The organism is Streptomyces sp. NPDC016309, from assembly GCF_043077235.1.
In the GTDB taxonomy this organism is placed as follows: Bacteria; Actinomycetota; Actinomycetes; order Streptomycetales; family Streptomycetaceae; genus Streptomyces.
The window spans coordinates 666,385-683,006 of record NZ_JBIBSG010000002.1 but is presented as its reverse complement, the minus strand read 5'-3'; the positions used below and the strand labels follow the sequence as shown (position 1 = coordinate 683,006).

Annotated in this window: 12 protein-coding genes and 1 pseudogene; 7 read left to right on the top strand and 6 right to left on the bottom strand. The window is 66.9% G+C overall.

Annotated elements, in window-relative coordinates; genetic code table 11:
- Window positions 1-76: 76 nt before the first annotated feature.
- Window positions 77-415, bottom strand: coding sequence for a MerR family transcriptional regulator (locus tag ACF068_RS07845; protein ID WP_392273258.1), 339 nt, complete (start codon window positions 413-415; stop codon window positions 77-79).
- Window positions 416-1,339: 924 nt separating this feature from the next.
- On the opposite strand from ACF068_RS07845, the pseudogene ACF068_RS07840 reads away from it, so the two are divergent.
- A pseudogene (locus ACF068_RS07840) lies at window positions 1,340-1,729 on the top strand (ATP-binding protein).
- Window positions 1,730-3,322: 1,593 nt separating this feature from the next.
- Here the strand turns inward: ACF068_RS07840 and ACF068_RS07835 are convergent.
- Window positions 3,323-4,066, bottom strand: a complete 744-nt coding sequence (locus ACF068_RS07835; RefSeq protein ID WP_392273257.1) for a transposase family protein — start codon at window positions 4,064-4,066, stop codon at window positions 3,323-3,325.
- Between the two features lie 348 nt (window positions 4,067-4,414).
- Here ACF068_RS07835 and ACF068_RS07830 point away from each other — a divergent pair.
- Window positions 4,415-5,223 (top strand): IS5 family transposase gene (locus ACF068_RS07830; RefSeq protein ID WP_392273256.1). Its coding sequence is split into 2 segments (ribosomal slippage): window positions 4,415-4,762 and window positions 4,765-5,223, totalling 807 coding nucleotides; the frame shifts between segments, so codons are not numbered across the junction.
- Window positions 5,224-5,231: 8 nt separating this feature from the next.
- Here the strand turns inward: ACF068_RS07830 and ACF068_RS07825 are convergent.
- Window positions 5,232-5,966 carry a hypothetical protein gene (locus ACF068_RS07825; RefSeq protein ID WP_392273255.1) on the bottom strand — a complete coding sequence of 245 codons (735 nt, stop codon included), beginning with the start codon at window positions 5,964-5,966 and terminating at the stop codon, window positions 5,232-5,234.
- Window positions 5,967-6,694: 728 nt separating this feature from the next.
- Complete coding sequence (locus ACF068_RS07820; protein WP_392273254.1) at window positions 6,695-6,829, bottom strand: hypothetical protein; 135 nt, start codon at window positions 6,827-6,829, stop codon at window positions 6,695-6,697.
- 329 nt (window positions 6,830-7,158) lie between these two features.
- Here ACF068_RS07820 and ACF068_RS07815 point away from each other — a divergent pair, with 329 nt between their 5' ends.
- Together ACF068_RS07815 and ACF068_RS07810 are read left to right on the top strand one after the other, a co-directional pair.
- Window positions 7,159-7,515 carry a hypothetical protein gene (locus ACF068_RS07815; protein WP_392273253.1) on the top strand — a complete coding sequence of 119 codons (357 nt, stop codon included), beginning with the start codon at window positions 7,159-7,161 and terminating at the stop codon, window positions 7,513-7,515.
- Entirely contained in the window at window positions 7,512-8,345 is an 834-nt protein-coding gene (locus ACF068_RS07810) for an SAM-dependent methyltransferase (protein WP_392273252.1), read from the top strand. Before ACF068_RS07815 ends, ACF068_RS07810 begins: the two co-directional genes overlap by 4 nt.
- 77 nt (window positions 8,346-8,422) lie before the next feature.
- Here the strand turns inward: ACF068_RS07810 and ACF068_RS07805 are convergent, their stop codons facing one another.
- Together ACF068_RS07805 and ACF068_RS07800 are read right to left on the bottom strand one after the other, a co-directional pair.
- Window positions 8,423-9,562, bottom strand: coding sequence for a hypothetical protein (locus ACF068_RS07805; RefSeq protein ID WP_392273251.1), 1,140 nt, complete (start codon window positions 9,560-9,562; stop codon window positions 8,423-8,425).
- Between the two features lie 81 nt (window positions 9,563-9,643).
- On the bottom strand, window positions 9,644-10,723 hold the full coding sequence (locus ACF068_RS07800) for a ferritin-like protein (protein WP_392273250.1): 1,080 nt from the start codon (window positions 10,721-10,723) through the stop codon (window positions 9,644-9,646).
- A gap of 562 nt (window positions 10,724-11,285) precedes the next feature.
- Between ACF068_RS07800 and ACF068_RS07795 the strand changes: the two genes are divergently transcribed.
- The 3 genes from ACF068_RS07795 to ACF068_RS07785 are packed head-to-tail and all read left to right on the top strand — an operon-like array spanning window position 11,286 to window position 16,337.
- Window positions 11,286-11,978 carry a hypothetical protein gene (locus ACF068_RS07795; RefSeq protein WP_392273249.1) on the top strand — a complete coding sequence of 231 codons (693 nt, stop codon included), beginning with the start codon at window positions 11,286-11,288 and terminating at the stop codon, window positions 11,976-11,978.
- Window positions 11,971-13,227, top strand: coding sequence for a lanthionine synthetase C family protein (locus tag ACF068_RS07790; protein WP_392273248.1), 1,257 nt, complete (start codon window positions 11,971-11,973; stop codon window positions 13,225-13,227). Before ACF068_RS07795 ends, ACF068_RS07790 begins: the two co-directional genes overlap by 8 nt.
- Window positions 13,224-16,337: a lantibiotic dehydratase gene (locus ACF068_RS07785; RefSeq protein WP_392273247.1), complete on the top strand. Its 3,114-nt coding sequence runs from the start codon at window positions 13,224-13,226 to the stop codon at window positions 16,335-16,337. Before ACF068_RS07790 ends, ACF068_RS07785 begins: the two co-directional genes overlap by 4 nt.
- The last annotated feature ends 285 nt before the right edge of the window (window positions 16,338-16,622 follow it).

The following is a 16,622-nucleotide window of genomic DNA, read 5'->3' as shown; positions in this document are numbered from 1 at the left end:
CACGCTCGCACACCCCGTCACCAGAGGAACGTACCCGTTGGGTAGGTGCGCGGTATGCGGCGGACGGGGTGCCATCTCAGGCTGCGGCCGGCGGGTGGGACGTGTCGGCGGCGCGGCGGTATTCGGCGTTGATGCGCTGAGCTTCTTCGAGCTGGTCCTCGAGGACGATGATGCGGCAGGCGGCGTCGATGGGGGTGCCCTGGTCGACAAGTTCCCGGGCGCGGGCGGCGATGCGCAGTTGGTAGCGGGAGTAGCGGCGGTGGCCGCCGGCCGAGCGCAGCGGGGTGATCAGGCGGTGTTCGCCCAGGGCGCGCAGGAAGGCGGGGGTGGTGCCGAGCATCTCGGCGGCCCGGCCCATGGTGTAGGCGGGGTAGTCGTCGTCATCGAGACGCCCGCGCGTGTCGTCTGCTGTCATCTGCACCTCTCTCTGGAACGCGTGGAGGGGCCCTGGTGCCGTACGGCACCAGGGCCCCGAAGGAACTGTTACACCATCTGCCGGCCCTGATACTGCGCCGGCCTTCTGTGTCCGCGTACCCGACCTGGCTGCTGTCGGGGCTGCGGGGATCGCGGTTGCTTGACCGGAGACCACCTCACTAACGATGTCCTGCGGTACCCGGGCTTCGTACTGCTCACCCGGGCGATCCTGATGGTGCTCGGCTCCTCCGTTCTTCCCTCTGGATCAATCACTTACCAAACGGGAACTGCGAACTGCTTGTACTGCTGGTGTTGCGTACTGCGGGTGATGCGAACTGCTGAACGACCTGTGACAGCGTCGCTCTTCGGCAGCCAGCCCCGTTGCCCATCCTGCGTCTGCTCTGGCTTAGAACCCCACTGCCGAACCTCCCGGTGCGCGCGTCCGCAGCCGACGCCTTCACCAGGGGTACTACTCACTGACTTCACTGCTGGGTACTGCGAACTGCACTCGCGGGTACCGCACATGCCATGACCGCGGTCCCGCTTGCGGCGGCCCCTGATCACTGCGGGCCACCCGGTCCGGCCGTCAGTCCCGTCGCCGTCCTGCAACAACCCTGGCTTCGAGACTCCACCGCCGCACCGTCCTGCGACTACCTGTACTGCTGGTACTGCTTGCCGGCAGTTCGTCTCTGCCAGGCCCCTGCTGTCTTTCTGAGCTACGGGAGAAACCATAGCGACGCCACTGCCCAATGTCTACTCCGGCCGATATAGATTTCTGTGTGTCGAGCAACGAGGTAATCGGCCTCGGACAGTGACGCGGGTGGGGGCGCAGGGCGGTCGCACCGGGTTAACCGCCGCTTGTCGGGGCAGATGCGGCGGGCGGGGAAGAACGGGCATGGGCGATCCAGAGACCAGGGGGGACCTGATGGACACGATGAGCGTCGATGTCGCGACCGACCGCCCTGCAGGTTCCGTCGCCGTGGCACGCGACAGCGCCCCGTCCTTCCTCGAAGGGCTTGTGCCGGCGCTCGCATCCGAGGCTGCCGACACCGTGATCCTGGTGGTCTCGGAGCTCGTCACCAACGCCCTGCGCCATGGCGGCGGCACCTGTACCCTCGACCTGGCCGCATACTAAGACAGCATCGAAGTGACCGCGCACGACCCCAGCCCCCAGGCCCCTCGCATGCGCACCCCCGGCCTGAACGGCGGCACCGGAGGCTTCAGCTGGCCCCTGGTCAACCGACTCTCCACAGCGACCGCGGTCACTCGCCGGACATCCGGAGGAAAGACCGTGAGTGCCCTCCTCCCCCGGTAACGCCAGGGCGCCGACGCAGACGGTTCTCCCGTTCGGCAAGCGCCCGGTAGACCAATGTGACCGAACCAGCGGCTTGTCGCACTCCTCCCCATCAGCCGGGCACCTCGCGCTCGAGCCATGGAACCCACCCCGACGCCCAAGCCTCTGCGCCGAGCGGTTCACCATCTCGGCTCCAAGCGTTCGCGGACTGGGCCGTCATCGGGGTCAATCAACGATGGGGCTGTCCGGGAGGCGGGCTCGGTGTATCGAAGCACCTCCTGGCAGAGGCAACCGCTGCCCGAACTGCCGGCCTCGCTTCGCGCGTCGGCGAGACTCGCACTGGACCGGGTTCTCCGGGACGGATCAGAGATGGCGACCGGCTGGGTGGACAGCGCCGAAGCCGATCAGTGTGCGACAGATTCTCCAAGCACTCGAAACACCCGCTGATCACTAATTGTGACCGCTTCACGGAAGTCGTGCCAGAACCCCCACTTCGGGAGGCACCCTGAGCGAACCGAGGAAATCGGACTGCTTGCACATCGACGCATCGGCCGGAAGCCGACTCGGGCCCTGCCCTCGTCTCAGTGCCGACGGGCGAAGCGTGGTGACCGAGCGGCAGGCCGAGCTGCTCCTGGGGCAGGGCCGGCACCCGGACGCCGGACCGGATCGAGCGCGAGCTCCTGGCGCAGGGCCAAGAGCGCCGGAAGAACCCGCGACGATCAGCCCGTCCTTGACCCGGGCGCGGTCCTTGACCGACGCAAGTCGGAACGCGTCAAGTACGGGCAGGGCTGGATTCTTGCTGCGCTTCGAACTCATACGCTGACATACGCTGACTACCTCCGGTGGGGGGCGTCATGGTATCCGAGACCTGAGCCGGGCCGGCTACGACCACTGTCCAGGTGGAGGCGCCTGTCCAGGTGGAGGCGGGCTAGGTGGTGCGCCCAAATGCAGAAGTCCTCCCTGGGAGACGGGCGACCATCCCGGGGAGGAACACCGGCCGGGCATGAGGCGTACCAAAGGCGTACGTGGTGCGTACACGGGTGCGCGCCAAGTGCCCAGGGCTGGAACTCGCTGCCTTCCTGCGGACGAAGACCCAGCTGCGCCGGGTGCGGCGGACGGCTGGCGGCTCCTCGACCAGTCGGTCGGACGTCGTGCGAAAAACAAATACGTCGCGAAAAACAAATAATGGCGGCGTGGCGCGGGGGCGCAGTGGTGCGTGGAGGGCGAACCAGCGGCGCAGGGGCGGGTGCCGGTGCCCGGTGCGTGTGAGGTTCCAGGCGCGGGCGGTCACAGATGTGGTGCGCTCGTCGGCGATTCGGCCGTCCACGAGGCGGCCACGCTGGGGCGGCCGCAGGTCACGTCAGCAGGCGGACGACCCCGGGCGCGGGGCGTGGCCGAGCTGGTCGATGAGCGCGGAGCGGCCCGGTGGTACTGCCCGAGCATGCTGGCACCGGGCCTGACTCGCACACTCCATACCGGCACGAGCTGCCGCTGACCCTACCCGGCGCCGTCCCTTGGCTAACGAGCTCGTGCACGGTAAGCGGTGAGACGCCGAGGGCTTCGATGGGCCAGTGCTCACCTCTGTCGTCGAGGGCCCAGGTCCGCGGTCTGCTGTTAGGAGAGCAGGCTGGCGACGGCTTGGACGGTGTCGCTCATGTGCTCGCGGCGGCCGAGGTGGCGGGCCAGTGCCCGCCAGTTCTTGAGGTGGGCGATGCCGTGCTCGACGCGGATCCGTCGTGAGGAATGTGCCTTGCGCTGTCGCTCGTGCATTTCCTCGTACCAGTCCGGAGCGTTCTTCTTGAACTTGCGGTGCGGTGGCGTCACCACGCGTCCACCGGTCTGGGCACCGAGGCCCTGGTAGCCGGCGTCCGCGAGGATCTCCACCGCTGGGCCGTCCACCAGGAGCTTGACCAGGCCCGACTGGCGGGCATGGGTGATGTCCGCGCAGCTGCCTGGTCTGGCCGGGCTGCAGAACAGCACCCGCCCGTTCTGGTCGGTGAGGACCATGGTCTTGACGGCGTTCTGCTCGTTCTTCCCGGAGATGAACGTGTCCCGGTCCTTGCGCCCGCCTGCCGGCCGGCGGACCCGGATTTCGGTGCCGTCGATGATGCCGGTCTGCCCACTGGCGCCGAGGTGGTAGATGACTTCGGCCAGTGTTCGCAGCCGGACGCCGGGGCTGATCGAGCACCCCCGCTCGGCGAGCAGGGGCCGTATCTCGCCGATGGCCCGGGTGATGGTGGAGCGGTCGACTCCGAACCAGCAGGCCAGCACGTCGTGAGTGGCCCCGTGGCGGAGATGGACGAGGGTGGCCAGGAGCCGGTCGACGAACACGAACCGGTGCTTCGCACCGGCGCCCACAGCACGCTTCCGCGGCCGAGAGGTCAGTTTGGCTTGGTGACGCTCATGCCATAACGGGCCCCACTCGGCAACGAGTTCAGCGATCACATCGGCCTACAGCCCCGTGATCCGGCGATTGCTGACGATCACTGCACGACTCACGGTCCCCACCATCCGACCATGATCAACCATCCGGGGCTCGACGTCTCACCGCTTACCGTGCACGAGCTCGTTAGCCCCCCCCAATCAGAGGACCAAGCGGGGCCTTCGTTGCCAAAAGCCTGCACCCCGCCGGATCGACCGACGGGGTGCCATCCAGATTCACCTAAGACGCCGTTTCCTTTGGTGTGCGTGGTCGTTGAAGGGTTCATGGCGGATCTGGTTGAGCGGTTAGTGCCGGACGAGTTGTGGGAACTGTTCCGGCGGGTGGTGCCGCCTACGGAGGTCATACGCCCGCAGGGCGGCGGCCGTCGGCGGGCGGGTGACCGGGAGACTCTGGCCGCGATCATCTTTGTGGCCACGTCGGGCTGTACCTGGCGGCAGCTTCCGCCGGTCTTCGGGCCGTGCTGGCAGACGGTCTACCGGCGGTTCGGCCAGTGGAGCCGGCAGCGGGTCTGGGCCCGGCTCCACCGCGTCGTCCTCGACGAGCTCGGCGCCCGCGGTGAGCTGGACTGGTCGCGGTGTGCGATCGACTCGGTCAGTGTCCGGGCGGCAAAAGGGGGCCCCTGACCGGACCGAATCCGACCGACCGCAGCAAACCGGGATCGAAGATTCACCTGATCACGGACCGGAACGGACTGCCTCTGTCCCTTGGTATCTCCGGCGCCAACATACACGACAGCCTCGGCCTGCAGCCGCTCGTCCGTGGCATCCCGCCGATACGTTCCCGCCGCGGGCCACGACGTCGGCGCCCGGGCAAGCTCCATGCTGACAAGGGCTACGACTACGACCACCTGCGGCGATGGTTACGCGGACGCGGCATCAAGCACCGCATCGCCCGCAAGGGCATCGAGTCCTCGCAGCGTCTGGGCCGCCACCGCTGGGTTGTGGAGCGGACCGTGTCATGGCTGGCCGGCTGCCGACGCCTCCACCGCCGCTACGAACGCAAGGCCGAACACTTCCTCGCCTTCGTCGGTATCGCCGCAGCCCTCATCGGCTACCGCCGACTCGCCAAATGAAACGACGTCTAACTGTCCAGCCAAGCGCCAACCGACATGAGCCCACCGCCGACGAGGCCTCCGAGCAAGGCTCCCAGGCCAGCGCCGGGAAGGGCACCGATTCCGCCGGCACCTGCTCCGACTTCTGCGCCGATCAGACCACCGAAGCCTGCACCCTCAACTGCACCCTCACCGTCGGCAGAGGCCACACCCTTTGCCATTCTCTGCACCTGGGTGCCCCCCTTTCCTGCAGTGTCATTCACGTGTTCGGAGCTCGCGGAGATTACCCCAGCGATCATTTGCGCCACCGCGCTGGCCTGCTCGTCATCGAATGACGTTTCGTAGATGCGACGGGTTTTACTGGCGACCTCCGACGTGGACCCCTCACTCCGAACGATCTCGAGCATTTTGGTGATTCCCGCCGCCTCACCTTCGGTGATCACCTTCAGCCGCTGCAGCGTTTCCAGGTGCATCTGGGTTCTCTCGCGCCGGGGGAGCCCTTTGTCCACCATCTCCTGGACGAGTTTGTTGTGAAGCTGTCCAGCCGAGCGCGCCCACGCTCTGAAGAACTCGGGAGGGATGACTTTACCTCCCTCAAGTACGTTTCCTTCGTCTGCAGTTGGCATTCCCGGCGACCAAATGATTCCAACAGTGACGTTGAACGGAGGCCGAGTGGCTCGGGTTGCACCGGCGCGATCGAGGGCGCGCGCCGTGGCCTCAACCACATCCCCGAGATCGACTCGTCCAGATCCTTCACTTGCCATGAGAAAACCCTTCTGCATCGGGGCTCGCCACCCGCTGTTGTTCGTCCGAAGGCCCCCAGGTTGTAGTGACTACTTGAGGGCAGCGCAGACAAGCTTCCTTTCCCTCCTGATGCCACCACCGGCAGTCTGATCTCACTTGACACGGCGGAAGCTGGCTAACAACCGGGGGAAGAATCTCCGTCACGCGACGCACCAGCGTGCAATTCACACCATCAAAGTTCTGACACCTGTCACCAACACATGGGGCCGCGAATCGAAACACTTCCGTGGGATGGAAAGGGGAAGCCATTTCGAGCAGCTGAGGCTTCGGCGGCTTCAATTCAGCAAGGTAAAGAACTCGAGGCTCATCAACGGTGCCGTTGACCACCCCCAGCACCTTACTCTCCTCCATGTCGTGCTGGGCACTAGGGCAGAGGCGGGGCCGGGTAGTATCTGTCATACCAATTGACCCTCGCGGCTCGAACTGATTCCAGCAACCGGGAGGACCCGCGTGGGCGAACGGTGAATGCACCCCGGGAGCAGCTGCGCGCGGTGGAGAAGGGCCGGCGCTCCCCACTCGCGGGACCCAGACCAAGCTCCAGCATCTGGTACAGCAACACAAGCCAGACGCGACAAGCTGGACGTTGGACACCAACTCGCCGCACTGGCCGAACTCGGCATCCACTGGACATGACGCGTACCAAACGCGTACGCACCATATCCGCCGGTGGCAGGCCTTTCGGCAGGGGTCAGTGCTCCGACAGCTCCCTTGAAGCGAACCAGTGGGGGAACGGTCCGGTGGAGGGCGGGAAGGCGAACGGCGGGGTGCGGTCGGTGAGCAGGCGCAGCAGGAACTCGCCGGGTGCGCTGCCACAGTGTGCCATTCCGGGCGCGGGTTTGCCGGCCGATCGGGGCGAGGCCACGACGGCGCCAGGGTTGTGCTCGCGCGGACGGACCACGGCTCCTGCGCCACCAAGCGATACGGATAGGCGCCAGTACCGCCAAATGCCCATCAGAACATGCGCACCGTGTGGCGGGGCCCCATCATGTGATGGAAGAGGTCCGGCAAAGACCATCATTACGGTCGGTGATCGACGGTGTGACCAGGCCGAATTCCAGTTTTCGGCCTACTCGGCAACGTGGACACGGCGTGGTTCGTTGGCGACGGAGATGGCCGCTCATAGCGTGATCTGGAACGAATCGAGGTGGGACCATGAGCCACGGATTCAAAGCTGCAATCGCTCGCGTTCAGCACGACTATGCCTTCTATATTCAATGCCAGTCTGACCCGGAAACAGCGCTCGCCAGCTATTCGCTGACTCCGGAAGAGCAGGCCACTCTCCGTGATCCCCAGCGGTTGGCCGACGCGCTGCAGCACGGGAGCAGCATGCGCTCGATCAAGGTCACGATCTCCGGCACTCACGACTGGATCAACCGGGCAGAGGCGCAGGCGCCTAAAGAGGAGGCTGTCACCGAATTGATCGCGCACGAGATCGAGTCGATCCGCCTGGCCGGCAACGATGACGAGCGCCGTGAGTCGACACTTCGTCTGGTTCGGTTGGTCGGATGAACGAGCAGACCAGCGGAAACGAAGCCTCAGTGTGGCCGTTCGACATCGGCATCGTCGGAACCGGCATCGTCGGGACGCACCAGCTCACGCGTGAGGCCGAGGAGGTCATCCAGCGGAGCAAGCACACGTTCGTCGTCGCATCGGGATACGGGATCACCGAGTACATCGAGAGCCTGTGTCCGCGCGTGACCGATCTGAGCTACCTGTACGAGCCGGGCCTGAACCGTCTCCCGACCTATCACCGGATGGCGGCCGAGGTGGTGTCGGCAGCCCTCGTCGATACGCCCGTCTGCCTGGCGGTCTACGGCCACCCCTGGGTGTACTGCTACCCCACGACATTGATCAATCGCGCCGCGGGGCAGTTGGGCCTGCACGTCGAGGTGTTCGCCGGGGTGTCGGCGTTCGATACGTTGCTGGTCGACCTCGGCACCGATATCGCCCACGGTGGCATCCAGATGTACGAGGCCACCGACCTGTTGCTGCGTCAACGTCCCATCCAGAGTGACGTCACGTGCGTGATCTGGCAGCCGACGGTGGTCGGGGATCCGACCTGCCCCACGGGGCCGTACGCGTCGCGGCAGTTCGAGCCGCTGCGGGACTACCTGCTGCGTTTCTATCCCCACGACCACGTGGTCAAGTTGGTGACCAGCAAGAACCACCCACTCATCCGTTCTTCGGTGGTGTCGTTGGAGGTGAGTGATCTGGCGACCGAGCTCGCAGGGGTGCCAGGCGTCGGCACACTGTACGTCCCCCCTGTCACCGAGAGGTCCGTCAAGGACTCGGAGTTGTTGGACGTCATGGTCAGCACAGGGGCACGAGACGAGGCGTAGCCAAGTCCGTTGTGCCGGTGACAGTGCAGGTCGCGGCCATCCGTGGATGGCCGCGACCTGCACTGTCGCGACAAACCCTAGCCGATCGGCGCAAGTTCGGCGTATCGGTGGACGAACGCCAGAAACAGTCGACAGGCCTTGTTGTCGGCCTTCCCGTCCGAAGCTGCTGCCAGCCCCGCCTCGAGGCGCTCCGCGGCCTCGACCGCCGTGAGCGCAATGACGTCCGATGTGGTCACCTCTTCGAGAGCGGCCACGCCGTCGCGGGCATTCGCAGACCACGGCTTGCTTGTTGCGGCCAGCAGGACAGAGTTCAGGGCCCCGTCGCCAGCGTCCTGAGCGAGATCGACCAAGTCATCGATGCGCCACATCGCCTCGCCCAGCAGCGTGCCCGCCGTCGGTGAGGCGATGGCGTGGGCTCCCGTCGCGAGTTGTTCGATGATCTGGAATGGCATGACGGAGGTCCGTCGCGAGCACGCGATCAGCTGGTCGCGTGTGGCGAACTCCGGCGAATGCTGGACCGTCCGACGTTCCGCCTCCAGGGCCTCCTCAGAGAGGGCCCCGACGCGATCGCGCACCGCCGCCCCCTCATCGCCCGGGTAGCCGGCGTGCAGGGTCACGAGAAATGTCTCGATGATTCGGGCGGTGAAGGCCGCGGTCGGATCCGCCGCGAGCGGAGCAGGCAGGGCCGATTGCAGCCGCCCAGTCGGCCACGGATCGCGTGTGGCTCCGGCCCAGTCCAGGGCCTGGAAGATCCGGAGCAACTCCAGCCCGAGTGCCGGAGTGCCGTCACACAGACCGTCGATGAGGCCGGCGCCCAGGTTGAACGCGGCGCAGGAAACCTCGATGGCGGCTGCCTGCTCGTGGCTGGTCTGCCTGGGCGACGCGAATAAGCTCGCCGTGACCGAGCCGAAGGCAAGCCCCAACCCGATGCGCATCGCGGCCTGATCGTCATCGAACTCGACGTCCATGACCCCCTCCCGGCCGTTCGCGTAACAGATCTCAAGGACGCGTTGAAGCAGCCTTTCGCCTGAACGGACGGCTTCGGTCATGGCCGAAGCGTAAGCGGCATGACTGAGCAGCAACCCCCGAGCCTCGAATTCGGTCGAGAGGCTACGGCTGACAGTGCAGTCGACCTTCTTCCGCACCTGTTCGGAAATTACCACGTCGGCCCGCCTGTGAAATGGTGATTCGTCGAGCCGCCAGTCGGTTCCTGCCATGGGGCGGCCCGTCAGAACATCGTCTTCGATACGGATTCCGTCCAGGTCACAGCATGGCGGACGGGGTCGAGGCCACTCTGGTCACGCTTCCGCCTCGACGTACCGGAACTCCGGACCGTACGTTCTGCCGCTGCCGTCGGGCAGCGGAATCTGCATCAACTGTTGTGCCGGCGCCTGTAGTTGGAACATCTGCCCGACGGCCTTGTTCAGCAGTTGCGTCGCCGCGCCCGACGTCTCCGCCTGCCATGCCTGCTCGATGAATCGCAGCATCGAGCTGTAGTGGTGGTTGAAGGTGTCGGTGAGCTGTCTCACCTCGTCGGGAACCTCCAGTGCGCCCAGCGCCCAGCCGCCTGTCGGGACCGTTCCCATGGGGAACACCTCCGGCATGAGAATTTCGGCGCCCTGGAAGTCGAACTTCTTCGGGTCTTCCGACACGACGATCAGCTTGCGGCCGTGGAAGATCTCCCGGAAGGAGTAGAAGTGGGCTAGTTCGCTGGGTTGTCCGGGGAAGGGGTTCTCCGGTGACGCGACGGTTCCCTCGCCCTGCTCCTTGATGATCTTTACTGCTTTCTCGACGTCATCGAAAGAGGTGAGTTTGAAGACATCATTCCCCTTTCCATGGTGCGACATACCCTTGATCACCTGTCGGGTTCCCGAGATCAGGTTCTGGTGTACTTGAAATGCGTCCAGAATTGCCGTGTAGAAGGCTCCGATCGACGTGTGGAATTCCCTGGCCTCGACGACAGGGTCGTCCGGCTTCTCGATCTGTGAGTACATCTCCAGTGACTGCTTGGTCAGTCCGGAGAGGGAAACGGTCACCTCAGGACGAACGCCGCCGGGAAGTGGGCCAGGATATTTCGGCACCAGTTTGCCGTCGGCGAGGAGGGGGGTGCCTCCGATGGTGGTGAGCATGTTGCAGACCAAGCCCATGTGGGACATCTCATCGAAGATGATTTCTTGAATCGTCCCGAAGACATCGGGGCTCTGGCTCGGATCCTTGATCGACCACAGGCCGCACAAGTAAGGGGGAAGCGTCGCGAGTTCAAGCATGACGGCCTGCTGCAGCGCTTCCTTGAGCCACTGCTCGTCGTGCTCCTCGGTGGGCGCCTCCATGAGCTCGGTGATCCTGTTGCTTTCATAGTTGAGAGCTGTCGTGGTCATGGCGCACCCTTGCTGGTTGTGGTTTTCTGCCCATTCTTGATTGACGGGGGCCGCCGGAGCCGCGGCGCGCGGGGGTGGTCTCCAGGATTGCACCCGCACAGGCGATGCGTAAGGAGAAATGGTTGAACATCGAATGGGTAGGCTCGGTATTCCTAGGCTCGGGACCCGACCGGTTCCGGGTGCCCGATCGCCGCGACACGCCGGTTGGTTGGTGGGAAACTGGGAGAGTGTGATTTTCGCTAGGCCGGTCGTGCCGGCTCTGCCGTCCGACCCGCTGCAAAGATTGACGCATCAACAACTCCCTATCTGGGGGTATGGGTCAGGGAAGAGGTATCGCTATGTCACTGGTCATTGACGAGTTCGATCTGGACATGCGGATCGAACCATCGCAGACGGAGCCCCGCGAGGACTGCGACGACCCGGATCCCTCGCAGCCGGGCAGCACTTGCGACTTCTCCTGTTTCGAGACCTGCGGTGGCACGTGCGGGTGCCATTTCGGCTGACGCGATCCCACAACAGGGGCGATCACACACCAGTGGTGAAGCCCAAATCGGGGTGAACGATGAATACCAATAGCACGAGCGAGCGCGAACGGCTGATCACCCGCTACTCGCTGACGACTTCTCCGCTGTACGAGCCGGTGCACGCCTACCTCGCACCTCTCAATCTGCCGCCGCCGACGCCCGAGATGGAGGAAGAGGCACACCGCACCTTCGAGCACCTGAAGACCTCGGTGACGAACCGGATGGCGAAGGACCCGGATCTTGAAGCGGCACTGAACACCATCGCGGCACTGCCGCAGGGCACCATCAGTGATCTCTATCTGGCGGCCTTCGAGGACGTCCGGCAACCGGACAGTGACATCACGCGGACCTATGTCTCCGTTCTCTACGCCAGGGCCTTGCAGCATCTGGGACGCCACGTTGAGCGCGACAAAAGCACGTTCCTCGCCACGGCCCAGAGGTTGTTCGAGGACTCACGGGCGACTCTGGCGGGGACGCTCGCCTATCTGGAAGCGCTACACCCGGATTTCGTCGGACATCTCGTTCTGGAGGCCGAGGCCAGACGAGCCGAGAATCCCTTCTTCCACAAACGGCTCGAACGCGCCGCTGAGCTGTTCGATCGTTACGGTGACGGTGAGCCGGACTGGCTGGGTACGAAGGCTCAGCCGCCGACCGTGATGGGTGTCGAGAATCTCGGGAGCAGCGCTGCCCTGCCGGCACACATGGCCATGGCGATGACACTGCATGCGTGACGCTTCGACGGCCGCCGCTCCGGTCACCGTACGGGCGCCGACCGATCCGCTCGATGTGGCCCTGCGGATCGCGAGGCGCCTCGCACCCGTCGACGACGTGGTGGAGGCGGTGCGCAGCGACAGCCTGCTGAGCGAGAGGTGGCACGATCACGGCACGGCCTCCGGATTCGCGGGTCTGGCACTGCTCTTCGGCTGTCTCGACCGGTGCCGGGAGGGCGAGGGGTGGGACCGGTCGGCGCACGAGCACCTGTCCGTGGCGGTGGAGGCGGCGCAACGTGTCCAGTACCTGCCGCCGGGCATCTCCTCGGGAATGGCCGGCCTCGGGTTCGTGGCGCTGTGTCTGTCCGGGAGGGGCCAGCGGTACGGACGGCTACGGCGGACGATCGACGGGCGTCTGGCGGAGTACGTCGCGGCCTGGATCGACCGGCCGGAGACCGGCGGGGACTCCCGCCGCGCCCTGGACGTCATCACGGGCGCCGCGGGCATCTCCGCCTATCTCGCGCGCCGTCCGGAAGCCGACGCGCTGGCGTCCCTGCGAGGGCCGCTGCTGACCTGGCTGGCGGCTCACCTCATCGAAGGCCGACTGCCCCTGCGGCCGCGGAGCGACGCGGCCGACTGCGGGCTCGCGCACGGTCTGCCCGGCCTGGTGTCCGCTCTGGCACTGGCCCGACTCAGGGGGATCACGGTGGCCGGCTCCGAGGCGGCGCTGCGGGCAGGAACGGCCTGGATCCTGGACCGGCAGGTGGCCGACCGGTGGGGCGCCAACTGGCCCATGGACGACTCCGTTCCGCGAGCGGCCGGATCCGCGCCGCCCATCCACGCGGCGTGGTGCTACGGGGCGCCGGGAGTGACGCGTTCGCTGCTTCTGGGCGGACGCGCCCTGGCCGATCCGGCCCTGGTCCGCGCCGCCCTGAACGCCATCGAGGCGATACGCCGGCGACCGGACCGGGAGCGGCGTCTGGTCGCCCCCACCTTCTGCCACGGTGAGGCAGGACTCGCGCATCTGTTCCACCGCACCGCCGTCGAGACGGGGATCGGGGGTTTCGCGGCCGAGGCCCGGCGACTGCACCAGCGCCTGGCCGGATCGTTCGACCCGGTCGCACGCTTCGGATACCGGGCCGTTCAGGCACGAGGTGCTACCACAGACAGCCCGGGGCTGCTCGACGGCGCGGCAGGAGTGGCCGCGGTGCTGTTGTCTGCGGCGGTCAACGACGCGCCGGACTGGGACCGGCTGTTCCTCGTCCGATGAGCGAGCCCGGTCAGCAGCGCTGGAGATACCGTCCACTGGACGGATTCACGGTCAGGCTTCCGCTCCTCCCGGCCGGCACGGGGGCGCGGCGTGCAACCTCGGCGATCGATCTGCTGAGCGCCCCCCTGAACAGCCTCGCCCTGTGGATCGGGAGCGAGGCGATGTGGGACTCACTGCATCGCGACGGACCCGGCGGCGCACCGTCCGAGCGCAGCATCAGAAAAGCCCGCCGCTACCTCGACCGTATGTCGTGCCGCCCGACCCCCTACGGCATGTTCGCGGGCGTCTCACTCGGCAGTTGGGGCGACCACACCGACCTCGCCGTGCGGCGGATCCCGGACCGTGTGCGGACACACCTCGACATGGGCTGGCTCATGGCCCTGGTCGAACAGCTCGAGGCGGACAGCAGCATCCGGCGTCAGCTGACCTTCACTCTCCACCCGGCGGTGTACGTCGCGGCCGGGCGGCTCCATCTGGTGGACCCCCTGGGCGCGCCGGAAGTCCGCCGGCCCCACTGTGTGACCTTGCGGGCGACCGCACCTGTCATGGAACTCCTCAAGACCGCGCGTCGCCCCGTGTCCTACCCGCGGCTGGTCGAGGCTGTCCGTACCGCCGTCCCCGGCACGGCGGACTCCGTGTGCGAACAGCTCATCGACCGGCTCCACGAGGCGGGTGTGCTGCTGAGCAGCCTGCACCCCCCGCTGACCGTGCCGGACCCGGCACGGTACCTGATGGACCGGATGGCCGTGCTGCGCGACGAAGCCGGCAGGACCGAACGGCTGCGGGACCTGGTCGAGGGGCTGAACCGGTGCGATGGACTGCCCCCTGCCGAGAGTTTTCCCGCACGCCGCGCGCTGGCCATACGGGCGAAGGAGCTCGCGTCGGCGACCTCTCCGCCGTTCCGTACGGATGCGACGGCGGCTCTGTCCGGCACGCTGCTCGACCGGACCGTCGGACGGGAAGCCGCGAGGGCGGTGGAACTGCTGCTGCGCACGTCCTCACAGCCGGACCGGCCGCCCGACGCGGTCACCTACCGAGCGGCCTTTCACACCCGCTACGGAACCCGGCGCCAGGTGCCCCTACTGGAAGTGATCAATCCCTACACAGGGCTCGGGCTTCCGGAGGACACCAACTCCGCCCTGCCCGCGGACGAATCGTCCACCCGGGCCGAGCGGGACGAGACGCTGCTCGTGCTGGCGGCCGAAGCCCTCCGGACGGGCAGCCGGACCGTGGCGCTCGACGACCGAACGCTGGCGCGGATCGAACGGCAACCGGATCCTCGGCGCCTGCCCGAAACGCTGGAGCTGGTGGTCGCGGTGGCAGCGTCCTCTTCGGCGGACATCGACTCCGGCGCCTTCCGGATCGTCGTCTCACCGATCGTGGGGGCGCGGGAAGCCGGCTGCACCCTGGGGCGCTTCGCCTTCCTCCTCGGAGACGAGGCACCAGGCCTGATCAGGTCGCTGCGATCCGCGGGCGACGCACCGGCCCACGATGTCATCGACGCCGACATCGTGTACCAGCCTCTGCGGCCTCGTTCCGCCAACGTGGCCCTCTGCCCTCCTGTGCACGACCATGTGCTCCCGGTCGGTGTCGGGACGCAGGCGACCGACCCGCCTGCTCTCCGCCTCGCCGACCTCACGGTTTCCCTGGAGGACGACGCCCTCGTCGTCCGATGGTCCGTAACCGGCCAACACGTACGCTTCCACTCACCCCACATGCTCAACCCGTCGGTCGCTCCTCGTGTGGTCCGCTTCCTGCGCCAGATCGACGAGACCCAGCGGCTCCAACAGTTCGATTGGGGTGCCGCCGCCCAACTCCCCTTCCTGCCACGGCTGGAGCGCGGACGCATCGTTCTCACGCCCGCCCGCTGGCGGCTGGACCGACAAGCGATGCGGCCGGCGGAACCCAAGTACTTCCGAAGCGCCTTCACGGAATTCCGACAGCTGTGGCAGGTGCCCGACCTGGTCTACCTCGCGGAGGGCGACCACCGCGTCACCGTGGACCTGGACTCCGCGGACGACATGGAGGAGCTCCGCCGCGCCCTCCGGCGATCCAGCCATGTCTCGCTCCACGAGCGCTACCCCGACCCCGAACAGGCATGGCTCCCCGGCCCGGCCGGGAACCATGCCGCCGAGATCGTCATCCCCGTCGCCCTCGCCCGGGGGAAAGGCCCGCGCACCAAGAGGAACGACGACCGGGCGAGCAGCCGGTACTCCCCCGTCGACCGGCGAACGCGGCTCGCCGAACCGGGTTCGCGGTGGGTGTTCGCGAAGATCTACGCGCCGACCGTCAATCAGGACGACCTCCTCGCCGGGCCGATCCACGACCTGGTGCAACAGGTGTCGGCCACCGGCAGGAGCACCGAGTGGCACTTCCTGCGTTTCGCGGATCCCCTCCACCACCTCAGGCTCCGATTCAAGCTGAAGCCCGGCGAACACTGGTCCGAGCTGGCCACCGACGTCACCCGCGCGCTGCGCGCGGACCTTGCCTCAGGAGCCGTGGAACGGCTCGTGTTCGACACCTACGACCGGGAGATCGAGAGGTTCGGAGGAGTACGGGGCATGGGCCTGGCCGAAGGAGTGTTCACCGCCGACAGCACGATGGTGCTCTCCCTGGTACGTGATGTCGTACGAGGCCGGGTGCCGCTCGACCGCACTCTGCTCGCGGTGGCCACGGTGGACGATCTCCTGGCCGCGCTGGGGCTGGCGGCGGCCGACCGAGAGGCTCTGTCCACCGCCATGGCCGGTGAGCGCACCGCGTCGGCAGCGCCCTTCAGGGAGTCCGGCGCCACCCTCCGCGTGCTTCTCGACGGCGGTTCTCCTCCGGAGGAGGTCCGGCACAGCCTTCAGCGACGTCGGCGGGCGATCACGTCCCTGGTCACGCCGGTCTCCCGGCCCGCCGAGTGGTCTGCGCCGGGCAGCGGCGTAGCGGCGTCGTTGGCGCACCTGCACTGCAACCGGCTGCTGGGAACGGACAGGCCTCTGGAACGCGTGGTGTACGGACTTCTGGCACGAACCAGACACAGCCTCGCCCGGTGGCCGACAGTGGACGCCGACGGCATCGGCCCGGCGCACGCACATGGACCCGGAGACGCGGCACACCGTACGTGAAGGGAGTATCGCGGCCGAGGAATCAGGGGCCGCGCCGCTGAAGCTGCGCCTGCCGTTGTGGCGCCGGCGTCGGGCACCGACTGGCATGCCGTGCCTGTGGCACCGGCGGTGGTTGGGGCGGTAGCAGAGGTGGACGAGGGTTCGTGGTCGGGTTCGTGGTCGGGCCGACCAGGCCGGACAAGGGGGCGGGGTTTGACCCTTGCAGCCCTGATTCGTCCGGTTCGAGGGGGGGAGTTCTCTGTCCTCTGTCCACCGGCCGACCGGCGGAGCCTGTCGAGGACGTCG